The 22212-nt window shown below is 47.6% G+C and carries 21 protein-coding genes; 15 read left to right on the forward strand and 6 right to left on the reverse strand.

What is annotated here, in order from left to right:
- Positions 1-17 precede the first annotated feature (17 nt).
- Positions 18-1139 (reverse strand): M20 peptidase aminoacylase family protein, encoded by a 1122-nt coding sequence (locus J6600_RS01575; RefSeq protein ID WP_209387857.1) that lies wholly within the window; start codon positions 1137-1139, stop codon positions 18-20.
- A gap of 135 nt (positions 1140-1274) precedes the next feature.
- On the opposite strand from J6600_RS01575, the gene J6600_RS01580 reads away from it, so the two are divergent.
- The 4 genes from J6600_RS01580 to J6600_RS01595 all read left to right on the forward strand — a co-directional run bounded on the left by J6600_RS01580 (position 1275) and on the right by J6600_RS01595 (position 6715).
- A complete protein-coding gene (locus tag J6600_RS01580) occupies positions 1275-2708 on the forward strand; it encodes a YfcC family protein (protein WP_209387858.1) in 1434 nt (477 codons plus the stop codon).
- Between the two features lie 91 nt (positions 2709-2799).
- Positions 2800-3288, forward strand: coding sequence for a DUF6773 family protein (locus tag J6600_RS01585; RefSeq protein ID WP_014416849.1), 489 nt, complete (start codon positions 2800-2802; stop codon positions 3286-3288).
- A gap of 232 nt (positions 3289-3520) precedes the next feature.
- Positions 3521-5500 (forward strand): alpha-amylase, encoded by a 1980-nt coding sequence (gene amyE / locus J6600_RS01590; RefSeq protein WP_209387859.1) that lies wholly within the window; start codon positions 3521-3523, stop codon positions 5498-5500.
- A 261-nt stretch (positions 5501-5761) separates the two neighbouring features.
- On the forward strand, positions 5762-6715 hold the full coding sequence (locus J6600_RS01595; RefSeq protein ID WP_021495277.1) for an L-lactate dehydrogenase: 954 nt from the start codon (positions 5762-5764) through the stop codon (positions 6713-6715).
- Between the two features lie 41 nt (positions 6716-6756).
- Here the strand turns inward: J6600_RS01595 and J6600_RS01600 are convergent, their stop codons facing one another.
- On the reverse strand, positions 6757-8289 hold the full coding sequence (locus J6600_RS01600) for an MDR family MFS transporter (protein WP_160216714.1): 1533 nt from the start codon (positions 8287-8289) through the stop codon (positions 6757-6759).
- A 113-nt stretch (positions 8290-8402) separates the two neighbouring features.
- Here J6600_RS01600 and J6600_RS01605 point away from each other — a divergent pair, with 113 nt between their 5' ends.
- The 3 genes from J6600_RS01605 to J6600_RS01615 all read left to right on the forward strand — a co-directional run bounded on the left by J6600_RS01605 (position 8403) and on the right by J6600_RS01615 (position 10386).
- Positions 8403-8864 carry a MarR family transcriptional regulator gene (locus J6600_RS01605; RefSeq protein WP_032872770.1) on the forward strand — a complete coding sequence of 154 codons (462 nt, stop codon included), beginning with the start codon at positions 8403-8405 and terminating at the stop codon, positions 8862-8864.
- A gap of 63 nt (positions 8865-8927) precedes the next feature.
- Positions 8928-9557, forward strand: a complete 630-nt coding sequence (locus J6600_RS01610; protein ID WP_007409057.1) for a LysE family translocator — start codon at positions 8928-8930, stop codon at positions 9555-9557.
- A gap of 67 nt (positions 9558-9624) precedes the next feature.
- Positions 9625-10386: a YqcI/YcgG family protein gene (locus tag J6600_RS01615; RefSeq protein ID WP_209387860.1), complete on the forward strand. Its 762-nt coding sequence runs from the start codon at positions 9625-9627 to the stop codon at positions 10384-10386.
- 1 nt (position 10387) lies between these two features.
- Here J6600_RS01615 and J6600_RS01620 read toward each other — a convergent pair whose 3' ends face one another.
- Entirely contained in the window at positions 10388-11716 is a 1329-nt protein-coding gene (locus tag J6600_RS01620; protein ID WP_029973917.1) for an amino acid permease, read from the reverse strand.
- A 124-nt stretch (positions 11717-11840) separates the two neighbouring features.
- Between J6600_RS01620 and J6600_RS01625 the strand changes: the two genes are divergently transcribed.
- A complete protein-coding gene (locus J6600_RS01625) occupies positions 11841-12437 on the forward strand; it encodes a DUF1989 domain-containing protein (RefSeq protein ID WP_014416855.1) in 597 nt (198 codons plus the stop codon).
- A gap of 134 nt (positions 12438-12571) precedes the next feature.
- Positions 12572-13390: an ammonia-dependent NAD(+) synthetase gene (nadE, locus tag J6600_RS01630; protein WP_014416856.1), complete on the forward strand. Its 819-nt coding sequence runs from the start codon at positions 12572-12574 to the stop codon at positions 13388-13390.
- Positions 13391-13438: 48 nt separating this feature from the next.
- On the opposite strand, the gene J6600_RS01635 is transcribed toward nadE, so the two are convergent.
- The 3 genes from J6600_RS01635 to J6600_RS01645 all read right to left on the reverse strand — a co-directional run bounded on the left by J6600_RS01635 (position 13439) and on the right by J6600_RS01645 (position 15332).
- On the reverse strand, positions 13439-13717 hold the full coding sequence (locus J6600_RS01635) for an antimicrobial peptide LCI (protein WP_007609269.1): 279 nt from the start codon (positions 13715-13717) through the stop codon (positions 13439-13441).
- A gap of 179 nt (positions 13718-13896) precedes the next feature.
- Positions 13897-14490, reverse strand: coding sequence for a tunicamycin resistance ATP-binding TmrB (tmrB, locus tag J6600_RS01640; RefSeq protein WP_061861825.1), 594 nt, complete (start codon positions 14488-14490; stop codon positions 13897-13899).
- A 53-nt stretch (positions 14491-14543) separates the two neighbouring features.
- Positions 14544-15332 (reverse strand): sugar phosphate isomerase/epimerase family protein, encoded by a 789-nt coding sequence (locus J6600_RS01645; RefSeq protein ID WP_061861826.1) that lies wholly within the window; start codon positions 15330-15332, stop codon positions 14544-14546.
- A 217-nt stretch (positions 15333-15549) separates the two neighbouring features.
- Here J6600_RS01645 and J6600_RS01650 point away from each other — a divergent pair, with 217 nt between their 5' ends.
- The 6 genes from J6600_RS01650 to pruA all read left to right on the forward strand — a co-directional run bounded on the left by J6600_RS01650 (position 15550) and on the right by pruA (position 22157).
- Positions 15550-16860 carry an MFS transporter gene (locus tag J6600_RS01650; RefSeq protein ID WP_007609271.1) on the forward strand — a complete coding sequence of 437 codons (1311 nt, stop codon included), beginning with the start codon at positions 15550-15552 and terminating at the stop codon, positions 16858-16860.
- Positions 16861-16985: 125 nt separating this feature from the next.
- Entirely contained in the window at positions 16986-17546 is a 561-nt protein-coding gene (locus tag J6600_RS01655) for a shikimate kinase (RefSeq protein WP_003156609.1), read from the forward strand.
- A 139-nt stretch (positions 17547-17685) separates the two neighbouring features.
- Positions 17686-18642 (forward strand): cephalosporin C deacetylase, encoded by a 957-nt coding sequence (cah, locus tag J6600_RS01660; RefSeq protein WP_022552557.1) that lies wholly within the window; start codon positions 17686-17688, stop codon positions 18640-18642.
- A 65-nt stretch (positions 18643-18707) separates the two neighbouring features.
- Entirely contained in the window at positions 18708-19493 is a 786-nt protein-coding gene (locus J6600_RS01665) for a nucleotidyltransferase domain-containing protein (RefSeq protein WP_021494192.1), read from the forward strand.
- 187 nt (positions 19494-19680) lie between these two features.
- Positions 19681-20592, forward strand: a complete 912-nt coding sequence (locus J6600_RS01670) for a proline dehydrogenase family protein (protein ID WP_087920787.1) — start codon at positions 19681-19683, stop codon at positions 20590-20592.
- A gap of 17 nt (positions 20593-20609) precedes the next feature.
- Positions 20610-22157, forward strand: coding sequence for an L-glutamate gamma-semialdehyde dehydrogenase (gene pruA / locus J6600_RS01675; protein ID WP_021494193.1), 1548 nt, complete (start codon positions 20610-20612; stop codon positions 22155-22157).
- Positions 22158-22212 lie beyond the last annotated feature (55 nt).

Consider the following 22212-nt stretch of genomic DNA (forward strand, 5'->3'; position numbering starts at 1 on the left):
TAACGGGCTGCTTTTTTTTATGCTTCAAACGATTTGAGGACGGCGGCCGTTAATATCTCAACGCCAGTAAAGATGGCGCTTCGGTCAAATGTCATTTGGGGATGGTGAAGTCCCGGCTCCAGACCGCATCCCAGGCCGAGCATCGTCGTTTTCAAGTTCGGCACCTTTAACCCGTAAAAATGAAAATCCTCTCCACCGGTTGTCACAAGAGGTTCATCCACATGTTCTTCTCCGAGAATGCCGCTGATCGCAGATGCCATGATGGCTTCCGCCTCCTTGTTTCGCTCGGCTGCCGGGAGGCTGTGTTCTTTTTGCAGTTCAATTTTTGCGCCGAATGCGGCAGCAGCCGCCTCACAGGCTCTTTCGGTTTCGACGGTTAATTTCTCCATGGCGGCATTGGTTTGTGCGCGGAGATCAAGGCTGAACGATGCTTTTCCCGGAATGATATTGGAACTCTCTCCGCCTGCCTGAAGCTTTGTCATCTTCACGGAATGCGGGATGCCGGGATCAAGATGAATGAAGCTGAGTTTTTGGACGAGAAGAGCGGCGATTTCGATACTGTTAAGGCCGAGATGCGGTCTCGCGCCGTGGGCTTCTTCTCCGATAATCAGGCCTTCTATATGCTGGCTTGAGCCATGCAGAATGGACGGTGCGCATCGGCCGTTTGCCGTTTCCTGTACGGGGCGCACGTGCACGCCGTATAAGAAGTCAACATCATCCAGTACGCCTTTTTCAATCATTTTCAGCGCTCCGCCGCCTTTTTCTTCAGCCGGCTGAAAAATAAAGCGGATGGTGCCCTTCGGAAGCTGCGGCTGACTTTTTAAAAGCATCATCGTGCCGAGCGCCATCGTCATATGTGAATCATGTCCGCATGAATGGTTCGCCTGAAAGACACCGTCCACTTCCTGCCACAGCGCGTCAATATCCGCCCGGACAGCCACAACGGGCGAGCCTTCTCCGATTTCGCCGACAACACCGGTACAATCATCAAACGTGCGGGTCCGGCAGCCGGCCGCTTTCAGTTTTTCAGTCAGATATTCAGTTGTTTGATATTCTTTCCAGCTTACTTCGGGATTGGCGTGCAGGTGGTCAAAAATATCCATAATGACTTGCTTTTCATGCTCTGTGAGTCTGTTCATGCCGTAAGTCCTCCTTCAAAAGCTGTCTGTTTTTTATTTTTGATATTGAAAACAGGCAATCGGTCTGTATATAATATAGCACACATATCTGTATTTTCTGAATAGTTTATAAATTTAAAGCGGGATGGTGATGGTATGGCTGTTCCCAAGGCCGAACCTGTATTGAAAAAGAAGAAATTGTTTTTGATGCCTGATGCTTATGTGCTGCTGTTCATTGTCGCTTTACTATGCGCGATAGCGTCGTACATCGTTCCCGCGGGGGAATTTGACAGGGTGACAAAGGGCAGTGTGACGTCCGCCGTCCCGGGAAGCTATCATTCTTTAGACCAGTCTCCTGTCAGCCCGATCGCTTTTTTTACCGCGATTCAGGAAGGGATGACAAGTTCCGCGCCGATTATTTTTTTAATCCTGTTTACGGGCGGCACCATTGCGATTTTGGAGAAAACGGGCGCCATCAATGGATTGATCAATAATGTCATCAGTACGTTCCGCACAAAACAGCTGCTGTTTATTGCGATTGTCGGATCTCTATTTTCGATCCTCGGCACAACCGGCATCGTCGTTAATTCCGTGATCGGCTTTATTCCGATCGGCCTGATTGTCGCCCGTTCGCTGAAATGGGACACCGTGGCCGGAGCGGCCGTCATTTATATCGGCTGTTATGCCGGATTTAACGCGACGATTTTATCGCCTTCACCGCTCGGGTTATCACAAAGCATCGCGGAGCTGCCGCTGTTTTCCGGTATCGGCCTGCGGATTGCCGTCTACATTTGTTTTCTGTTATCATCTATTTTATATATTTATCGGTATACGAGAAAACTCAGAAAAGCAAAGGACGCCAGTCTGCTGGGGAACGATTGGTTTCCGGCGGCAGGTTCACTCCCGCAGGTTTCTGAGCCGGAGGACAAGCATGTCCCGTTTACCGTCCGCCATAAATTGATTCTGGCTGTCGCGGCTTTGTCGCTTGCCGGCTTTTTATACGGCGCGCTTACTCTTGGCTGGTCTGATTCAGAGATGGCCGCCGTGTTCATTTTTATCTCAATCGTGTCCGGCCTGATTGCGGGAATGGCGGCAAATGATATCGCAAAAACGTTTATTACAGGCTGTCAGGGGCTCGTTTACGGCGCGCTGATCGTCGGAATGGCGAGAAGCATTTCCGTTATCCTGGAACATGGAAAGCTGCTTGATACGGTAGTCAATGGACTTGCGTCACTGCTGCACGGTTTCAGCCCGATGGCAGGCGCCATCGGAATGTATATTTCCAGCGCCCTGCTTCATTTTCTGATTTCATCGGGCTCAGGGGAGGCGGTCGTATTTATTCCGATCTTGGCGCCGCTTGCCGATCTGATGGGCATCACGAGACAGGTCGCGGTTGAAGCGGTCATGCTCGGAGAAGGTGTTGTAAACTGTGTCAATCCGACTTCCGGCGTGCTGATGGCCGTACTGGCTGCCAGCGGCATTCCGTACGTAAAGTGGCTTCGTTTTATGATTCCGCTGGCGCTGATTTGGTTTGTCATCGGCCTTGTGTTTATTTGCATAGGCGTCCTGATCAATTGGGGTCCTTATTAACATTTTTGTCAATGATATTTCGGTTTATCATTATGAATCGGCAAGATATAATGGGAGTTGTAAGCCATTCTTAATAGTACGGGAGGAAGTCATGAATCAGCGTCGGAACGGACTTTCAAACGTGAATGGAAAGAGTGAGAGTGTGAAAGAGAAAGAACGAATGATTTGGTCAGAAGTCGGAATGCTTGTGGGCACACTGTCTTTGCTTGATATCATCGTACGCGGACTTGTTCTGAACTGTCCGTTTAGGGAATGGGCCGGAAGCTTGGCGGTTTTCTTCATTATAATTGTTTATTATTGTATCAGGGCGGGAGCGTCGGGAATGCTCATGCCGAGAATAGACACCAAAGAAGAACTGAAAAAGCGGGTGAAGCAGCAGCGGATAGATTCAATTGCAGTCACTTTTGCGGCAGCGGCGCTTACGATGTACGACAGGGGGTTTCCCCATACATTCTTTGCTTGGCTGAAAATGATCTTTCTTTTTATCGTCTGCGGAGGCATTCTGTTTCTGCTTCGGTATGTCATTGTGAAGCTGTCTTACAGAAGAGCGATAAAAGAAATAAAAAAGAAATCATCTTGATGGTGGTTTCTTTTTTTGTTTATAAGAGAAAAGTCTTTTTATTTGATAGGAATAAAGATTTGAATTCACTCTGCCGCGTTGCTTTGATAGAGAGTGTGTGATAAGTTCAAATGTAAGCGTTAACAGAATTCTCCAGTCTTCACAACAATTGAAAGGAGGAAGCTGAAGAAAGAGTAAGAGGAATTTTTGACTCCGCAGTCAGTCTTCAAAAATCAAATAAGGAGTGTCAAAAATGTTTAAAAAACGATTCAAAACCTCTTTACTGCCGTTATTCGCCGGATTTTTATTGCTGTTTCATTTGGTTTTGTCAGGCCCGGCGGCTGCAAACGCTGAAACTGCACACAAATCGAATGAGGTGACCGATTCATCGGTCAAAAACGGGACCATCCTTCATGCATGGAATTGGTCATTCAATACGTTAACACAAAATATGAAAGAGATTCGTGATGCAGGTTATGCAGCCATTCAGACGTCTCCGATTAACCAAGTAAAGGAAGGGAACCAAGGAGATAAAAGCATGAGGAACTGGTACTGGCTGTATCAGCCGACATCGTACCAAATCGGCAACCGTTACTTAGGCACTGAACAAGAATTTAAGGACATGTGTGCAGCCGCGGAAAAATATGGCGTAAAAGTCATTGTCGATGCGGTTGTCAATCATACCACCAGCGATTATGGCGCGATTTCTGATGAGATTAAGCGTATTCCAAACTGGACCCATGGAAACACACAAATTAAAAATTGGTCGGACCGATGGGACATCACTCAAAATGCATTGCTTGGGCTGTATGATTGGAATACTCAGAATACTGAGGTGCAAGCCTACCTGAAAGGTTTCTTGGAAAGAGCATTGAATGACGGAGCAGACGGGTTCCGCTATGATGCCGCCAAGCATATAGAGCTTCCGGATGATGGGAATTACGGCAGCCAATTTTGGCCGAATATCACAAATACATCGGCGGAGTTCCAATACGGAGAAATCCTGCAAGACAGCGCGTCCAGAGATACTGCTTATGCGAATTATATGAATGTGACGGCTTCTAACTATGGGCATTCCATCAGATCCGCTTTAAAGAACCGTAATCTGAGTGTGTCGAATATCTCCCATTATGCATCTGACGTGTCTGCGGACAAGTTAGTCACATGGGTGGAATCACATGATACGTATGCCAATGATGATGAAGAGTCTACATGGATGAGTGATGACGATATTCGTTTAGGCTGGGCAGTGATTGGTTCGCGCTCAGGAAGCACGCCTCTTTTCTTTTCCAGGCCTGAGGGCGGAGGAAATGGTGTAAGATTTCCCGGAAAAAGTCAAATAGGAGATCGCGGGAGCGCCTTATTTAAAGATCAGGCGATCACTGCGGTCAATCAATTTCACAATGAAATGGCCGGGCAGCCTGAGGAACTCTCAAATCCGAATGGGAACAATCAAATATTTATGAATCAGCGCGGCTCAAAAGGCGTTGTGCTGGCAAATGCAGGATCATCTTCTGTCACCATCAATACTTCAACGAAATTACCTGACGGCAGGTATGATAATAGGGCCGGCGCCGGTTCATTTCAAGTATCGAACGGCAAACTGACAGGTACGATCAATGCCAGATCCGCGGCTGTCCTTTATCCTGATGATATTGGAAATGCGCCTCATGTCTTTCTTGAGAATTACCAAACAGAGGCAGTCCATTCTTTCAATGATCAGCTGACGGTCACCCTGCGTGCAAATGCGAAAACAGCAAAAGCCGTTTACCAAATCAATAATGGGCAGGAGACAGCATTTAAGGATGGAGACCGATTAACGATCGGGAAAGAAGATCCAATCGGCACGACATACAACGTCAAGTTAACCGGAACGAACGGCGAGGGTGCATCGAGAACCCAAGAATACACGTTTGTCAAAAAAGACCCGTCCCAAACCAACATCATTGGCTATCAAAATCCGGATCATTGGGGCAATGTAAATGCTTATATTTACAAACATGATGGAGGCGGGGCCATAGAATTAACCGGATCGTGGCCGGGGAAAGCCATGACTAAGAATGCAGATGGAATTTACACGCTGACGCTGCCTGCGAATGCGGATACGGCCGACGCCAAAGTGATTTTTAACAATGGCAGCGCCCAAGTGCCCGGACAGAACCATCCCGGCTTTGATTATGTGCAGAATGGTTTGTATAACAACTCTGGTTTGAATGGTTATCTTCCGAATTAATGAATAGAGACATCATTACATCAAACCCTTGCTTCGGTTAGGAAAGGGACAGCGCGTCTTCAATCACGCTGAAAAGATGACAACATCCTAAAACGGTTCCGTTTTAGGATGTTGTCAACAATCTGGAAACCATCACCGGTATTTTTTGTCCAAAAATCAAACTTTTCTCTTGCAAAAGTTTGTGAAGTGTTGCACAATATAAATGTGAAATACTTCACAAGATAAAAACAGACACCACGAAACACTGGAGGATGAGCATACATGATGAACGAACGAGTGAACAAAGTAGCATTAATCGGAGCAGGTTTTGTTGGAAGCAGTTATGCATTTGCGTTAATTAACCAAGGGATCACAGACGAGCTTGTGATCATTGATGTAAATAGAGAAAAAGCCATGGGAGATGTCATGGATTTAAATCACGGAAAGGCATTTGCGCCTCATCCGGTCAAAACGTCTTACGGCACATATGAGGATTGCAAGGATGCCGATATCGTGTGCATCTGTGCAGGGGCCAATCAAAAACCGGGCGAAACGAGACTTGAGCTGGTCGAAAAAAATCTCGCCATTTTTAAAAGCATTGTCGGTGAAGTAATGGCAAGCGGATTTGACGGCATCTTCCTCGTTGCCACAAACCCGGTCGACATTCTCACTTATGCGACATGGGCATTCAGCGGCCTTCCGAAAGAACGCGTCATCGGCAGCGGCACGACACTGGATTCTGCGCGATTCCGTTATATGCTGAGTGAATACTTCGGAGCCGCTCCGCAAAACGTACACGCCCACATTATCGGCGAGCACGGCGATACCGAGCTTCCTGTATGGAGTCACGCCAATATCGGCGGAGTGCCGGTGCAGCAATTGCTGGAGAAAAATGCAGCTTACAAACAGGACGAGCTGGATCAGATCGTTGACGATGTGAAAAACGCGGCCTACCATATTATCGAGAAAAAAGGCGCGACATATTACGGAGTGGCGATGAGTCTCGCCCGCATCACAAAAGCGATTTTGCGTAATGAAAACAGCATTTTAACCGTCAGCACATATCTGGACGGCCAATACGGTGTAAACGACGTCTTTATCGGCGTTCCGGCCGTCGTCAATCGGAACGGCATCGCAGGTGTGACGGAACTTGAGCTGAATGAAACAGAACAGGCTCAATTCAGCCGCAGCGCAAACGTGCTGAAAGATATTCTCGCTCCGCATTTCGCAGAGTAAACAAAAAAGCAGTACATGACAAACGCCATGTACTGCTTTTTTTAATTCGCTTTTTTCGCCATTTCCTGAGAGGTTTTTACTCTCGCTTTTCCCATAAACAAAATGGTAACGGCCGCAATGACGATCGGCGCCAGCGCAAGCGTAAATACATATGTGATGCTTTGCGACATGGCGTCAATAATGCGATCCAGAATGTACGGCGGAATATGAGCGCGCGTGCCGGCCTGGAAGATCTCCTGCGGATTTCCGATGTTCTGCATCGCGCCGCCCGCTCCTTTCATGCCGCTGAATGAATCTGTGAGCTTATTGGTAAACACATTCGTCTGGACGGTTCCGAAAATCGTCACACCGAGCGTCATGCCGAATGATCTCAAAAACGAGTTTGTTGAGTTGGCGCTTCCGCGGTAACGCGGCTCCAGATCGTTCATGGACGCGGCCGGCAGCAGTGAGAAGTTGAAGCCGACGCCGAATCCGGAGATCAGCATGAATACCGTCAGCATCGTACGCGCCGTATCCGGTGTCATATTGGAAAGCAGCAGCATTCCGATAAAGAAAGCGACCACGGAAATCAGCATTAAATTGCGGAACCGCACTTTCGTCTGGAAAATTCCGCCGATCATACTTCCGATAACAGAACCGATCATCATCGGCGTCAAAATAAAGCCCGCGCTTGTCGCGGTGCTTCCGTACACAGCCTGAACGAAGATCGGGATAAACACCGCTAAAATGACGAACGTGGCTCCGTAAAGGAACGCCAGAATCTGTGCCGTAGCAAATAAACGGTTTTTAAACATCCAAAATGAGATAATCGGTTCTTCCGCTTTTCTTTCCACAATAAAAAAGGCGATAAAGAACACGGCGAACACAGCGAACAGACCGATGATCTGCACGGAGTTCCAATCATACGTTTTTCCGCCGAGCTCAAGAGCGAACATCAGACCGACAATGGAAACCACCAGCGTGATTGCGCCGGCCCAGTCGATTTTCTGCTTCTTGTGTTCAAGGGACTCTTTATAATAACGCAGAATGAAAAACAATGATAAAATACCGATCGGCACGTTGATGTAAAACACCCAGTGCCAGCTGATGGAGTCGGTAATGAGCGCGCCTAAAAGCGGCCCGAGAACGCTGGACAGGCCGAAAACGGCACCGAACATGCCCGACATTTTTCCGCGTTTTTCCGGCGGAAATAAATCAAAAATGATCGTGAAGGCGATCGGCATCAGCGCGCCTCCGCCGATTCCCTGAATGACGCGGTAAATAATGAGCTGATCCATTGTTTGGGCGATTCCGCATAATGCAGATCCGATTAAGAAAAGAATAAGACCGAATAAAAAGAAACGCTTGCGTCCGTACATATCGGACAGTTTTCCGTAAATCGGCATACCGGCCATAACGGCTACCATGTATGATGCCGTCACCCACGCGAACTTATCGAAACTTCCGAGGTCCGCCACGATATTTCCCATCGCAGTGGCAACGATTGTATTATCCATAGCCGACATTAAAATGCCCAGCAAAAGACCGATGACGACAAACTTCGTCGAGGCGTCCTTCGCGGCTGTTTGTTCCATGCTTTTTCCTCCCATACTTACTTTTGATCATTAAATTTGCTATGATCATATTAGATTTGCCGAAAATTATCTTGATCGTCAAGATAAATTGATTTTATAGGGAGGCCTGTCAGTTGTCAACAAGAAATACCAGAAGCGAGACGGAGGAAACCGCCATACAGTTATTCCGGAAGATGGCCACAAGGACGATCCTTTTTCATCAGGCGGCCGCTCAATCTCTCGGTCTGTTTCCGACCGATTTGAAATCAGCTGATATCTTAAATGAAGCAGGCCCGATGACCGCAGGCGAGCTTGGGAAAAAAACCGGCCTCAGCACAGGTTCGGTAACGGCGCTCATTGACCGGCTCGAAAAAGCGGGATATGTCATGAGGAAAAAAGACCCCGAAGACAAACGGCGGGTGATCATCGTGCCGCTGACAGCAGGAAAAGCGAATGTGAAGCAATTGTTCAGCTCCTTATCCCAGTCTACGATCAGCCTTTGCCGGCAATATAAAGAAGAAGAACTGCAGCTGATATTCGATTTTTTAGGAAAAGCGACGGACATGATGGAAGACGAGCTTGAGAAATTAAAATAATGTATCATAGCACGGCCCATTCATGAATAACTTGTACAAGTTGCATGAATGAGGGGGAAGCCAATGAACATCTTTTTAAGCTACATCGTTCTCGGGCTGTCATTGTCAGCACCTGTCGGCCCGGTCAATGCGGCGCAAATTGACAAAGGCATCAAAAACGGCTTTTGGCATGCATGGATTTTCGGTCTTGGCGCCATGGCCGCGGACGGGCTGTATATGATTCTGATCTATTTCGGGCTGTCTCAATTTTTGACGGCACCTTTCGTTAAAACGTTTTTGTGGCTCTTCGGTTTTTTCGTGCTGACCTATACGGGAGTCGAAACGTTAAAAAATATCAGGGAAGCGATGAATGTCAGAAGCGGAAAAGGAAAACCGGCTTTTTACAAAACATTCGGCGCGGGATTTTTTATTTCTCTTTCCAATCCGCTGAGCATTTTATTCTGGCTCGGCATATACGGGAGCATTCTCGCCAAAACCGCTGAATCCTTCGATGCAAATCAGCTTTTGATTTACAGCTCCGGCATTCTTCTCGGCATTTTGATCTGGGATTTCTGCATGGCGGTCGCCGCGAGCACTTTCAGAAATCTCCTTCATGAAAAAGCGCTCCGCTGGCTGACGGGAGCGGCGGGTGTGTCTTTGATCGTTTTCGGGTTTTATTTCGGATGGCAGGGGATTCAAATGCTCATCTCATAAATCGAAGAAGAGTCACCCATCGCCTATCTCCGTCATAACGTATCATGACGATACTGGAGGTGGGCCGATGGCAAGCGGGCTGTACACAAAAAGTTGCCTTGAGGAAAAGTTATTGGATCTGCCAAATTGGCAGAGAATCGCTTTTGAGCTTCTATCAGAAAAAGTAGGCGATAAAGCGGATACGTTTCCGTGCATTCCCGGACGTCAGGGATTTTTGACAGATCAGCTCCGGATATCCTTTGCGGGTGATCCCCGCGAAGAGGGAACCCCGGAGGAAGTGGGGATGCTGCTGTCAGAGTACGGAAAGATCTCAAGGGATACCGGAAGATACGCGTCGCTGCTTGTGATTTTTGATACGCCTGAGGATTTAGCTGAGCATTATTCCATTGAGGCGTATGAAGAGCTGTTCTGGTCTTTTTTAAACCGGCTGAGCGGCTGCGACCCGAATGACTGGCCGGAAGATATGCCGGAAGACCCTGAACATTATAAATGGGAGTTCTGCTTTGACGGCGAGCCGTACTTTATTCTGTGCGCGACGCCTGCGCATGAAGCGAGACAAAGCAGAAGCTTCCCTTTTTTTATGCTGGCGTTTCAGCCGAGATGGATTTTCGAAGGATTAAATGATTCAATCGCGTTCGGACGAAACATGAGCCGGCTGATCAGAAAACGCTTAGAGGCGTATGATGAAGCCCCTCTTCATCCCCGATTGGGGTGGTACGGAGGAAAAGACAATTTAGAATGGAAGCAATATTTCCTCCGTGATGATGAGACGCAAGTGTCAAAGTGTCCCTTTTCTTATTTGAAAAGACTGTTTAAACCGACGAAATAAGCTATGATCCGGCAGGGCTGTGTCCCTGCTTTTTTTGTACGATCCATGTCACGATCGCAATGACGGCGAGAAAACAAAGGCTGACCAGAAAACCGGGCCGGCTCGATTTCTCAAACAGCGTCCCGGAGACAGCCGCGACAATCAGCACAAGGGCGATAACAATCTGTGCAGTTCCCATCTTTGTCGTTTCGAGCAGTTTCTTGCCCGAGAACAAAATGAACAGCCACGTATAAAGAAGCATGAGGCCCGCCGCGGTTGTCATGTGTTCATATATGTTTTTCGGCAGCACCAGTGACAGGATGATGGAGACGATGAGTCCGGCAAACGTCAATCCGAGCGCAGGCCAGCAGATTTTTTTGTTTTCCTTTAACCTGAAGCATTTCGGCGCATCCCCGTCATCGGCCATTGTACAAAGCAGTGTCGTCACGGCAAACAGCGAGGCGACGAGCGTGGAAAATCCCGCAATAATAAAAATCCCGTTAAAAATATCAAGAATGATATCTAAATGAAAACCCTTCAGCGATGTAATAAACGGGCTGTCCTGTTCGGTGAATTTGCCCAGCGGCACTAACAGCAGCGCCAGGCCGAGAGAAATGACGTAAATGACCGCAAGTACGGCAAGCATCAGCCGGCCTGATTTTGAGGCTTCCTCCGGTTTTTTCAAGTGTACGGTCATCAGCCCCAAGACTTCAATTCCTCCGAAGGCGTAAAACGCATAAATCAATCCCGTCCATAACCCCATCGCTCCGTGCGGGAACAAATCCTTTGATTCGTTCGGCACCTGCACATCCGGTTTATGAGAAAATATACCGCACAGCGCCAATATGGCGATCACGATAAACATAAAAATCGCCGCCGTCTTGACAACAGCGAGCACATTTTCCGTTTTTTGAAAAACGGACAGCCCCGTAAATATAATCAAAAGACCGAGCACCGCATAGATGGAGGCGAAAATCCACAGCGGCACATTCGGAAACCAATGCTTCGTAAACAGCGAGATCGCTGTCAGCTGGCTTCCCGTGATCAGCATCTCGGACGACCAGTACACCCATCCGTTGCTGAAACCGGCCCAAGTGCCGAAAGCCTTTCTCGCATAAGCGCAAAAAGACCCCTTTTCGGGCTGTTTAGCCGAAAGCTTGGCGAGCTGCTCAAAGACAAAATAGGTGCCAAGCCCTGCAATAAGAAATGAGATCAGCGCGGAATATCCGCTTTTGACAATAGCGATGCTGGACCCGAGAAAAAAGCCCGTCCCGATTGTGCAGCCGACGCCGATTAAGGAGAGCTGCCACCAAGCGAGATTTCCTTTAGGCTGGTCCTGTGATTTACCCATGAAGTTCAACCCCTTTATCAAAGCTTAGATTGCGGCCGTCAGAAGGGGAATATACATCCAATAAATTGCTTTACATGAAACAAACGGCCGGAGTTCATAATAGAAGAAAAAAAGGAGCAGTCTGATGACACAGCAATTTATCGTACCGCCGAAAAAAGGGCTTGGTCTAAAGGTTCACAAAGGGCAGATTATAAAAGTTGTCGATGTGGAAGGACAGCAGGTGGCTGACTTCACGGCGTATCATGCCAAGGACTTTTATGAACATCTTGATCAGGGCGCGACGATTGATGCCAACCAGTCCATTCATGTAAAAACGGGTGATCATATTTATTCGAATTTATACAAGCCGATGCTGACGCTGATTGAGGATACAGTCGGCAAGCATGACCTGCTGCTTCCCGCCTGCCGTCCGGATATGAACAGGCTTTTATACGGAAAGCATAAAGACGAGCTCCAGGATACGTGCTATGACAATATGAGCGGGGCGCTTGAGCCGTTCGGGGTGCCGCGGCCGCATATGCATTACCCATTTGCCATCTTTATGAACACGGTGCTCGATGAGAAGGGGAACTTATCAGTCGAAACGCCTCTTTCTGACGCGGGTGATTATGTACGGCTCCGTGCGGAAATGGATCTCCTCGTCGCGTTTTCATCCTGTCCGATCGAAAAAGGAAAATGCAACGGAGACAGCATCACGGCGCTGCGGGTGGAAATCAGCTGATCCCGGTGTATTTGATTCACTTAAAATCCGCACCTGTGCTATATTTAACAGAGAGTCGTACATAGTGGCATGATTCATTTTCAGCATGAACGGGAAATGAATCATAAAGAAACAATGCAGGAGGAGTGATTGGGATGAGCATCCAGAAACAAATTATGAATGATCTCCATGTAAAGCCCTCAATTGATCCGAAACAAGAAATTGAGGACAGAGTGAACTTTCTGAAACAATATTTGAAAAAAACAGGTGCCAAAGGCTTTGTGCTCGGCATCAGCGGGGGGCAGGATTCCACGCTTGCGGGACGCCTCGCCCAATTGGCGGCTGAAAGCATCAGAGAAGAAGGCGGAAACGCGGAATTTATCGCCGTCCGCCTTCCGCACGGCACACAGCAGGATGAGGATGACGCCCAAATGGCGCTCAAATTCATTAAGCCTGATAAATCTTGGACGTTTGATATTAAGTCCGCTGTCAGCGCGTTCGCCGATCAGTACAAAAAAGACACGGGCGATCAGCTGTCTGACTTTAACAAAGGAAATGTAAAGGCCAGAATGAGAATGATCGCTCAATATGCCATCGGCGGACAAGAGGGGCTGCTTGTCATCGGAACCGACCATGCGGCCGAGGCGGTGACCGGTTTCTTCACGAAATACGGTGACGGCGGAGCTGATCTGCTGCCGCTGACCGGATTAACGAAACGCCAGGGCAGACGTTTATTAGAAGAGCTAGGCGCGCCGGAACGCCTGTATTTGAAATTACCGACGGCCGATCTGCTTGATGAAAAACCGCAGCAGACTGATGAGACCGAACTCGGCATCACATACAATGACATTGATGATTATTTAGAAGGCAAGGACGTTTCTTCCGAAGTGATTGAGGCGCTGGAAAAACGCTACCTCAGTACGGAGCATAAGCGCCAGGTGCCGGCATCAATGTTTGATGATTGGTGGAAATAGAATGAAAAAACCTCCCTTTTGAAAGGGAGGTTTTTGTTTATCTCATTTTTATTTATCTACACTTTCATAAATCCCTACCCAATACCCTTTGCTGCTGTCATAGTATTTGCTTTTGAAAATCCATTTTGTTCCATCTAAAACGAAAGAAGCAGCGAAGTTGCCGTTAGGGCTTTGAACGAGTTTGATGGCATTAATGCCGGCATCTGCTTTCGTTGAGATTGGGCTATTTTCCACGGATGCTGTTGGTGATGCGGCAAAGGCAGGAGCGGCAGACATCAGTAAGGCAAGAGACAGCGCAGAACCGGTTAACACTTTTTTGAATTTCATTTCGAACACTCCCTTTTCAAATGAAATGTATTACAGTGTTAATAATTAGATGATTATCCATAAAATACCTTCTATGTTTCTGAAATTTTTTTCTTCATTTGAAAAAACATCCCTTCAGAGGGGCTTTTTATTTATTGATCCATTTGCATGGATCAGGGACATGTTTTCAAAACGTTTTTTTATTTGATACGGATATGATTCAGCTTCACCATCAATCTGTCGGTGAATCTTCGAAGGCTGCCTCTCGAATCAGGCTCAAGAGGCAGATTTGCTTGGGCAGCGATCGTTTCTGCGACCTGCTGAATAGACATTTGGTCTGTATGGAGATGTTCTGTGAAGAGGCTATGAGACAGGCTGTTGATGCAGCGGTCGATTTGTTTTGCGGCCCAGGAGTTTTTTCCTTCCGCTCTGGTGCGCAGGCGTTTCAGCAATGTTTCCTTTGAAGCCAGCAGGGTAAAGTGGTGAATGGTCCGGCCATCCTGTCTCAGCCTGCTGATCATGTCATGGAAGTATTGATCGTTCGTAATGGTCATGGGCACAATGATGATGCCCTGATATGTATCTGACAAATAGGAAAGCATGCTGTAATTGAATTCCCGCCACAGAGGGTAGCTTTGAAAGTCATCTTCAGCGATATCCGGCGGTATCATCGAACGCATCGCAAACCCCATCTTTTCAGGATCATATACGTAAGACGGTTTCAGTCTTCTGTGCAGTTCAAACGCTGTTTGTGTTTTTCCGGAACCGAAAGCCCCATTTATCCAAATGATCATCATGTATCCCCCTTTTTCTATATGATACAAAAAAAGACCCTTCGATCGAAGAGTCAGCGGGAAAAAACAGACGTATATTCGCGGAGCGATTCCTTTATATGCGTAAAGGCATGTTCTCCAAAATACTCAAGAGAAACAAAACCGTCATATTGTCTGTTCATCAGCTCTTTTAAAAATGCTTTTTGATCGAGATCTCCTTGAAAAATCGGAGTTGGCTTGCTGAGATACCAGTTGTCAAAATTCCAGTGATAGTTTTTCAGATGAATGTGGCTGACGGTATGATACAGTTTTTCTAAAGCGGGCATTTGGTCAACGTGATTGACGTGTAGGTTGGAGCCGTCAAAAATGGTGCGGACCCGCGGATGTCCGACATCCTCCAAAAATGCCAGCGCCGCCTCCGGTGTATCCGCGTACGTATCGTAATGAATCTCAAGCCCGATATCGACTTCATAGTCATCTGCGAGCCGTGCCGCCTGCTGAAATTGATCAACCGCACGTTGCCACTTTTCCGGTGACGTCCGATGCGAAGGAAGATTGCCGGCAAAGACTCTGATCAAGGGACTGTGCAGCTGTCGTGCCGCGCTTAATGCCCTTTGAACATCCTTTAACGCCTGCTTTTCATCCTGAGTGGCGAAGTCAGTGTACAAACTGACGGCAGGCACCCCGATGCCTTCCTCCTGAAGCTGCTGATCAAGCCTGTCGAGCGGGCCGATTTCCTCTATATATTGTTTAGTGTGTCCGTACCACAGTTCGATTCCGTCAAAGGAGTGCTCCTTCGCGAAAGAAATGATGTCGAAAATATGCTTTTTTTTAAATCCTGTCGTGCAAAAACTCAGTTTCATCGGTAATCCTCCCGTAACTGTCTATCATATGTGTACTTTTTCCCCGGGTGCGATACGGATAAACAGGTGAAAAGGGCAGACACTTTTATAAGCGGGGTGTGTCTGCATCCGGTCAGTGCGGCACACAAATTGTTTAGCGCTTTTTTGCGTCAAAGTATTAAATAATTGACCGAAGTGTTGTACAATTAATTTCATTCGAGTAAGGGGGGAGAAGCCATTGAAAAATGAAACGGAGCTGACGGACTTCAGTCCCGTCCGCAATAAACCGACTCGCGCTCGTTATGTGATACTGATTCTTTTGTTTTTTATCACTGCGATTAATTATATAGACCGTGCCAGTGTATCCATCGCCGCCCCGTCCATTCAGACATCGCTGAACATAAGCCCCGCGCTTTTGGGCGTCGTCTTTTCCGCATTCAGCTGGACTTATACGGGAATGCAGATTCCCGGCGGGCTCATTTTGGACAAATTCGGGTCAAAACGGACGTACGGCGTTTCTTTATTGATCTGGTCGGTTTTCACCGGAGTGCAGGCTTTTGCGGCCAGTTTCGGATTTTTATTCGGCTGCCGCCTGATTATCGGGCTGGCTGAATCGCCTGCGTTTCCGGCAAACAACCGGATTGTCACGACATGGTTTCCAAGGCGGGAACGCGCCTTTGCGACGGGTGCTTATACGGCGGGGGAATATGTGGGGCTGGCGTTCGCCACACCGGTTTTATTCTGGGTGTTAACGGCATTTGACTGGCGCGCCGTCTTTATTTCCTCAGGGGTGCTCGGGCTTGTTTTCTCCATTTTCTGGTTCAAAATGTATCACGAGCCGAATCGGTGCCGGAAAGTGAACCGGGAAGAGCTTGATTATATTAGAGAAGGCGGCGGACTGACAGAGGTGTCAGAATCAGCCGGCAGGATCACGTGGCCGGATTTCGTCCAGCTTCTTAAATACCGCAAGCTTGTCGGCTTGTATATCGGCCAATTCGCCGTAGCCTCCACGCTGTTCTTCTTTTTGACATGGTTTCCGACTTATCTGGCGGAGGCAAAGCACATGGCTTTCTTAAAAGTCGGCTTCGCCGCATCAATTCCGTATATCGCCGCCTTTTTCGGCGTATTGTTCGGCGGATATTGGTCTGACGGAATGATGAAACGGGGCGTCTCGGTGAACGTTGCCCGGAAAACGCCCGTCATCCTCGGTCTTCTGCTGACAGGCTCCATCGTGCTCGCGAATGTTACGGATTCTGCTCCTGCGGTTTTGACGATCTTATCCATTGCTTCTTTTGCGCAGGGCATGTCCAATATTTCCTGGACGATGCTGAGTGAGGTGGCGCCAAGCGAGACAATCGGATTGGCAGGAGGCGTGTTTAACTTTTTCGCCAATATGGCCGGTATTATCACCCCGCTTATCATCGGGTTTATCGTTTCTGCGACCGGTTCATATAACGGAGCGATTCTGTTTGTCGGCGCTGTCGCATTTATCGGGGCATTTTCTTATATTTTCATTGTCGGAAAGGTGGAACGCATTACGCTCCGATAGAAAGAAAAACTCATCTCTTCTTATAAAGGATGGGTTTTCTTTCATTGCATTATCTCTATATTTCAATATTGAGTTATCATATAATAAACATAACTTTTTCATTTCTTAGGAGGATTTCGCCGAAGATGAACGCAAAACGTGCCATTCCCGTAAGAGAAAGAAATATCGTACTGATCGGATTCATGGGTGTCGGAAAGACAACAATCGGCCAGCTGGTCGCTAAGAAATTATACAGAGACTTCATTGATATTGATCTGCAGATTGAGAAAGATTTCAATATGTCCATCCCTGAAATGTTTGAGAAAAAAGGTGAAGCCTTTTTCCGTCAGACTGAAAAGGACTATATATTAGATATCTGCCGCAATACGAAATTCAAGATTGTGTCTCTTGGGGGCGGTTCGTTTAAACAAGAGGAAATCAGACAGTGCTGCCTTGAAAACTGTCTCGTGCTCCATCTTGATCTATCATGGGAGAATTGGAAGCAGCGGGCTGATCTGCTGATTGAAAGCCGTCCCGTTCTGCATAACCGTTCCATGGATGAAATGCAGCAGCTCTTTAACGAGCGCCAAAGCATCTATGATAAACATAATTCAAAAGTGGCGACGGATAATCTGGAACCAGAAGAAATAGCCGATTATATCGTAGAAACGTTAAAAATCGGCTGGGACCTGTATCAGCCGATGTAAAAAGAGCCGTGACGCTGTGAGCGCACGGCTTTTTTGTTTTTAAACAAACGTTTATTAAAATGTTTAGAAAATGAGTGTAAATCGTGTTAAGATAGAGTCAGAAAATTAAATCTTATAAAACAAAGGAGAATAATCGGATATGCAATTATACGACTTGCCGCTCGACCAACTGCAAACCTATAAACCAAATAAAACCGCTCCTCATGACTTTTCGGATTTTTGGGCATCATCATTACATGAGCTTGCAAAGGAAGAGGCAAAGCCTGAATTGAAGGCTGAAAGCTACCCGGCTGACGGCGTGAAAGTATTCCGGCTGACATACCGTAGCTTCGGCAAGGCGGAAATTGAGGGATGGTACGCCGTTCCCGACCGGCAAGGACCGCATCCGGCCATCGTGAAATATCACGGCTATAACGCGAGCTATGACGGGGATATACATGACATCGTAAATTGGGCGCTTCACGGATATGCCGCGTTCGGCATGCTTGTCCGCGGCCAGCACAGCAGCACAGATACAAGCGTCTCACCGCACGGACACGTTCCCGGCTGGATGACGAAAGGGATTTTAGATAAAGATACATATTATTACCGCGGCGTGTACTTAGACGCCGTCCGGGCTTTGGAAGTCATCAGCGGCTTTGATGAAGTGGATGAAACGAGGATCGCCGTCATCGGCGGGAGCCAGGGAGGCGGACTTTCAATCGCCGCGGCGGCACTATCTGACATTCCGAGAGCGGTTGCGGCCGATTATCCTTATTTAAGCAATTTTGAGCGGGCCATTGATGTCGCTCTTGATGAGCCGTATCTTGAGATTAACTCCTTTTTCAGAAAGAACGGCAGCCCTGAAACGGAGAAGACCGCGATGAATACACTGGCCTATTTTGATATCATGAATCTGGCGGACCGCGTAAAAGTTCCGGTGCTCATGTCCATCGGGCTGATTGACCGCGTGACCCCGCCGTCGACGGTGTTTGCCGCTTACAATCATCTGGAAACGGAAAAAGAATTGAAGGTTTACCGGTATTTCGGACATGAATACATACCTTCTTTCCATACGGAAAAGCTGGCCTTTCTGAAAGCGCATCTGAAAGGCTGACGACAGCGAAAAGCCCAAGTACTTGGGCTTTTTTCAGGAATGATCACGGAAAAGGACGGATACAGATGGAACAAAGGATCATCGAAGAATTAAAACGAATTGAAGCACAGCACGGCGTCAAGGTGCTTTACGCCGTAGAATCAGGGAGCCGCGCATGGGGTTTTCCGTCAAGCGACAGCGACTACGATGTACGGTTTCTCTATGTGCCGAAAAAAGAATGGTACTTTTCGATCGAACCGCATAGGGATGTCATAGAAGAGCCGATTCATGACATGCTTGACATCAGCGGGTGGGAACTGAGAAAAGCGCTAAGGCTTTTTAAAAAATCAAATCCGCCTCTTTTGGAATGGCTCTCTTCTGAGATGATCTATTATGAAGCTTTCTCAGCGGCTGAAAAGCTTCGAAAACTGAAAATCCGCGCCTTTTCGCCTGAAGCCGGCATCTATCATTATCTCAATATGGCAAAACGGAATGAAAAAACGGAACTGCGGGGCAGTGAAGTGAAGATTAAAAAGTATTTTTACGTTCTGCGTCCTCTCCTTGCCTGCAGATGGATTGAAACATTCGGCTCCGTACCGCCGATGTCATTTCCCGTACTGGCCGATGCCTTATTGACGGATGAAGCGCTCATTTCTGAAATCAATACACTGCTTACAAGGAAAAAAAGCGGTCAGGAGCTGGCTCCGGAACCGAGAAATACGATCATTCATGCATTTATAGAAGAAGAAATAGAACGCATCGGGCACTATGTCAAAACGATCAAAACGCCGAAACCTGACATAACGGAGGAATTGAATCGGCTATTGATTCAGACCGTCGAAGAGGCGTGGGGGGAAAAAGGCGGAAATTGACGATTGCCGTCATTTCCGTCCGCCTTTTTTCGGCATAATCCGCCTGCTATCTAAGAAGCTGATTGTGGTAAAACCACAAAAATTTATCAGAATCTTTGTATTTTTAGAATATTGTGAGAGGATGTTTTGTCCATTTACAATAGACTCATACAAATACTTCTTAGATTGCGGGGTGTTAAGGTTGGAAGTGATTACAAGAGATTTTTTCTTATTTTTATCCAAGAGCAGCTTTCTCAATAAGATGGCGCGAAGCTGGGGAAGCCGTGTGGCAGCCGGCAAAATCATCGGAGGAATGGATTTCCGCAGTTCTATCCCGACAATCCGACATTTGAACAGCCAAGGGCTGTCAGTTACTGTCGATCATTTGGGGGAATTTGTCAACAGCGGTGATGTCGCGAAAGAACGCACCGAGGAGTGCATGCAGACCATCGCCTTAATCGCTGATGAACAGCTGAATTCCCAAGTGTCATTAAAAATGACGTCTTTAGGTCTTGATATAGATCTCGATCTCGTCTATGAAAATATGACGAAAATCCTCCAAACGGCTGAAAAACATAAAGTCATGGTGACGATTGACATGGAAGATGAAACGAGATGCCAGAAGACGCTGGATATCTTTAAAGACTTCCGGAGCCGGTATGAATATGTTAGCACCGTGGTGCAGGCTTATCTGTACAGAACGGAGAAGGATCTTGATGACCTCAGCCCGCTGAATCCGTTTCTGCGGCTTGTCAAAGGGGCCTATAAAGAATCGGAAAAGGTGGCCTATCCTGAAAAAAGCGACGTCGATGAAAATTATAAAAGACTCATCCGCAAACAGCTTTTAAAAGGACATTATACGGCAGTTGCCACGCATGATGACAAAATGATCGAGTTTACAAAACAGCTTGCCAAAGAGCACGGCATTCCAAACGACCGTTTTGAGTTTCAGATGCTGTACGGCATGCGCTCGCAAACCCAGCTCAGCCTGGTGGAAGAAGGATACCGCATGAGAGTCTACCTGCCTTACGGGGATGACTGGTACGGCTATTTCATGAGACGGCTCGCCGAACGCCCCTCAAACATCGCATTCGCCTTTAAAGGGATGACTAAGAAGTAAAAAAGGGAGAGATGACAATGACTACACCTTATAAACACGAACCATTCACGAATTTCCAAGATCAATCGAACGTTGAAGAATTTAAGAAAGCGCTTGCGACGGTAAATGAGTATCTGGGAAAAGATTATCCGCTCGTCATCAACGGTGAAAAGGTAGAGACGGAAGCGAAAATCGTTTCAATCAATCCGGCTGATAAAGAAGAAGTCGTCGGAAAAGTGTCAAAGGCGTCCCAGGAGCACGCTGAGCAAGCGATTGAAGCAGCTGCGAAAGCGTTCGAAGAGTGGAGATACACCTCCCCTGAAGAAAGAGCGGCCGTTTTGTTCCGCGCAGCTGCCAAAGTCCGCCGCAGAAAGCACGAATTCTCCGCCCTGCTCGTCAAAGAAGCGGGAAAACCTTGGAACGAAGCTGATGCGGATACGGCGGAAGCCATCGACTTTATGGAATACTACGCGCGCCAAATGGTTGAATTGGCAAAAGGCAAGCCGGTCAACAGCCGCGAAGGCGAGAAAAACCAATATGTCTACACACCGACCGGCGTAACGGTCGTCATTCCGCCATGGAACTTCCTCTTTGCGATTATGGCGGGAACGACGGTGGCACCGATCGTAACGGGCAACACGGTCGTTCTTAAACCGGCAAGCGCGACACCGGTCATCGCGGCGAAATTCGTAGAAGTGCTTGAGGAATCAGGTCTTCCGAAGGGCGTTGTCAACTTTGTGCCGGGAAGCGGAGCGGAAGTGGGAGACTACCTCGTCGATCACCCGAAAACAAGCATCATTACGTTTACGGGATCACGTGAAGTCGGTACGAGAATTTTCGAACGCGCGGCGAAAGTGCAGCCGGGACAGCAGCATCTGAAACGCGTCATTGCAGAAATGGGCGGTAAAGATACGGTTGTCGTTGACGAAGATGCGGACATTGAATTGGCGGCTCAATCCATCTTTACATCAGCATTCGGCTTCGCGGGACAAAAATGTTCTGCAGGTTCACGTGCAGTTGTCCATGAAAAAGTGTATGATCAAGTATTAGAGCGCGTCATCGAAATCACTGAATCAAAAGTGACGGCAAGCCCTGACAGCGCTGACGTGTATATGGGACCTGTCATCGACCAAGGTTCTTACGACAAGATCATGAGCTACATTGAAATCGGAAAAGAAGAAGGCCGTTTAGTAAGCGGCGGCACCGGAGATGATTCAAAAGGCTACTTTATTAAGCCGACGATCTTCGCTGACCTTGATCCGAAAGCCAGACTCATGCAGGAAGAAATTTTCGGGCCTGTCGTTGCATTTTCTAAAGTGTCAAACTTTGATGAAGCTTTAGAAGTGGCAAATAATACTGAATATGGTCTGACAGGCGCCGTCATTACAAACAACCGCAAACATATTGAACGGGCGAAACAGGAATTCCATGTCGGCAACCTGTACTTCAACCGCAATTGTACGGGAGCGATTGTCGGCTACCATCCGTTCGGAGGCTTCAAAATGTCCGGCACTGATTCAAAAGCGGGCGGCCCGGATTATTTGGCCCTCCACATGCAGGCGAAAACAATCAGTGAAACGTTTTAAGAGGGACTGAATGGGCATCCTCCTCGCGGGGGGTGTCCATTTCACCATAAACATA

The organism is Bacillus sp. LJBV19 (assembly GCF_017797845.1).
In the GTDB taxonomy this organism is placed as follows: domain Bacteria; phylum Bacillota; class Bacilli; order Bacillales; family Bacillaceae; genus Bacillus; species Bacillus velezensis.

What these genes read in the sequence shown, in the direction of transcription:
- J6600_RS01625 (WP_014416855.1), top strand. Translation starts at nt 11,841, where the DNA reads ATGACACAGCAATTTATCGTACCGCCGAAAAAAGGGCTTGGTCTAAAG.
- J6600_RS01585 (WP_014416849.1), top strand. Translation starts at nt 2,800, where the DNA reads ATGAATCAGCGTCGGAACGGACTTTCAAACGTGAATGGAAAGAGTGAG.
- J6600_RS01610 (WP_007409057.1), top strand. Translation starts at nt 8,928, where the DNA reads ATGAACATCTTTTTAAGCTACATCGTTCTCGGGCTGTCATTGTCAGCA.
- J6600_RS01595 (WP_021495277.1), top strand. Translation starts at nt 5,762, where the DNA reads ATGATGAACGAACGAGTGAACAAAGTAGCATTAATCGGAGCAGGTTTT.
- J6600_RS01575 (WP_209387857.1), bottom strand. Translation starts at nt 1,139, where the DNA reads ATGAACAGACTCACAGAGCATGAAAAGCAAGTCATTATGGATATTTTT.
- J6600_RS01615 (WP_209387860.1), top strand. Translation starts at nt 9,625, where the DNA reads ATGGCAAGCGGGCTGTACACAAAAAGTTGCCTTGAGGAAAAGTTATTG.
- J6600_RS01645 (WP_061861826.1), bottom strand. Translation starts at nt 15,332, where the DNA reads ATGAAACTGAGTTTTTGCACGACAGGATTTAAAAAAAAGCATATTTTC.
- amyE (WP_209387859.1), top strand. Translation starts at nt 3,521, where the DNA reads ATGTTTAAAAAACGATTCAAAACCTCTTTACTGCCGTTATTCGCCGGA.
- pruA (WP_021494193.1), top strand. Translation starts at nt 20,610, where the DNA reads ATGACTACACCTTATAAACACGAACCATTCACGAATTTCCAAGATCAA.
- nadE (WP_014416856.1), top strand. Translation starts at nt 12,572, where the DNA reads ATGAGCATCCAGAAACAAATTATGAATGATCTCCATGTAAAGCCCTCA.
- cah (WP_022552557.1), top strand. Translation starts at nt 17,686, where the DNA reads ATGCAATTATACGACTTGCCGCTCGACCAACTGCAAACCTATAAACCA.
- J6600_RS01580 (WP_209387858.1), top strand. Translation starts at nt 1,275, where the DNA reads ATGGCTGTTCCCAAGGCCGAACCTGTATTGAAAAAGAAGAAATTGTTT.
- J6600_RS01635 (WP_007609269.1), bottom strand. Translation starts at nt 13,717, where the DNA reads ATGAAATTCAAAAAAGTGTTAACCGGTTCTGCGCTGTCTCTTGCCTTA.
- J6600_RS01620 (WP_029973917.1), bottom strand. Translation starts at nt 11,716, where the DNA reads ATGGGTAAATCACAGGACCAGCCTAAAGGAAATCTCGCTTGGTGGCAG.
- J6600_RS01655 (WP_003156609.1), top strand. Translation starts at nt 16,986, where the DNA reads ATGAACGCAAAACGTGCCATTCCCGTAAGAGAAAGAAATATCGTACTG.
- J6600_RS01665 (WP_021494192.1), top strand. Translation starts at nt 18,708, where the DNA reads ATGGAACAAAGGATCATCGAAGAATTAAAACGAATTGAAGCACAGCAC.
- J6600_RS01600 (WP_160216714.1), bottom strand. Translation starts at nt 8,289, where the DNA reads ATGGAACAAACAGCCGCGAAGGACGCCTCGACGAAGTTTGTCGTCATC.
- tmrB (WP_061861825.1), bottom strand. Translation starts at nt 14,490, where the DNA reads ATGATCATTTGGATAAATGGGGCTTTCGGTTCCGGAAAAACACAAACA.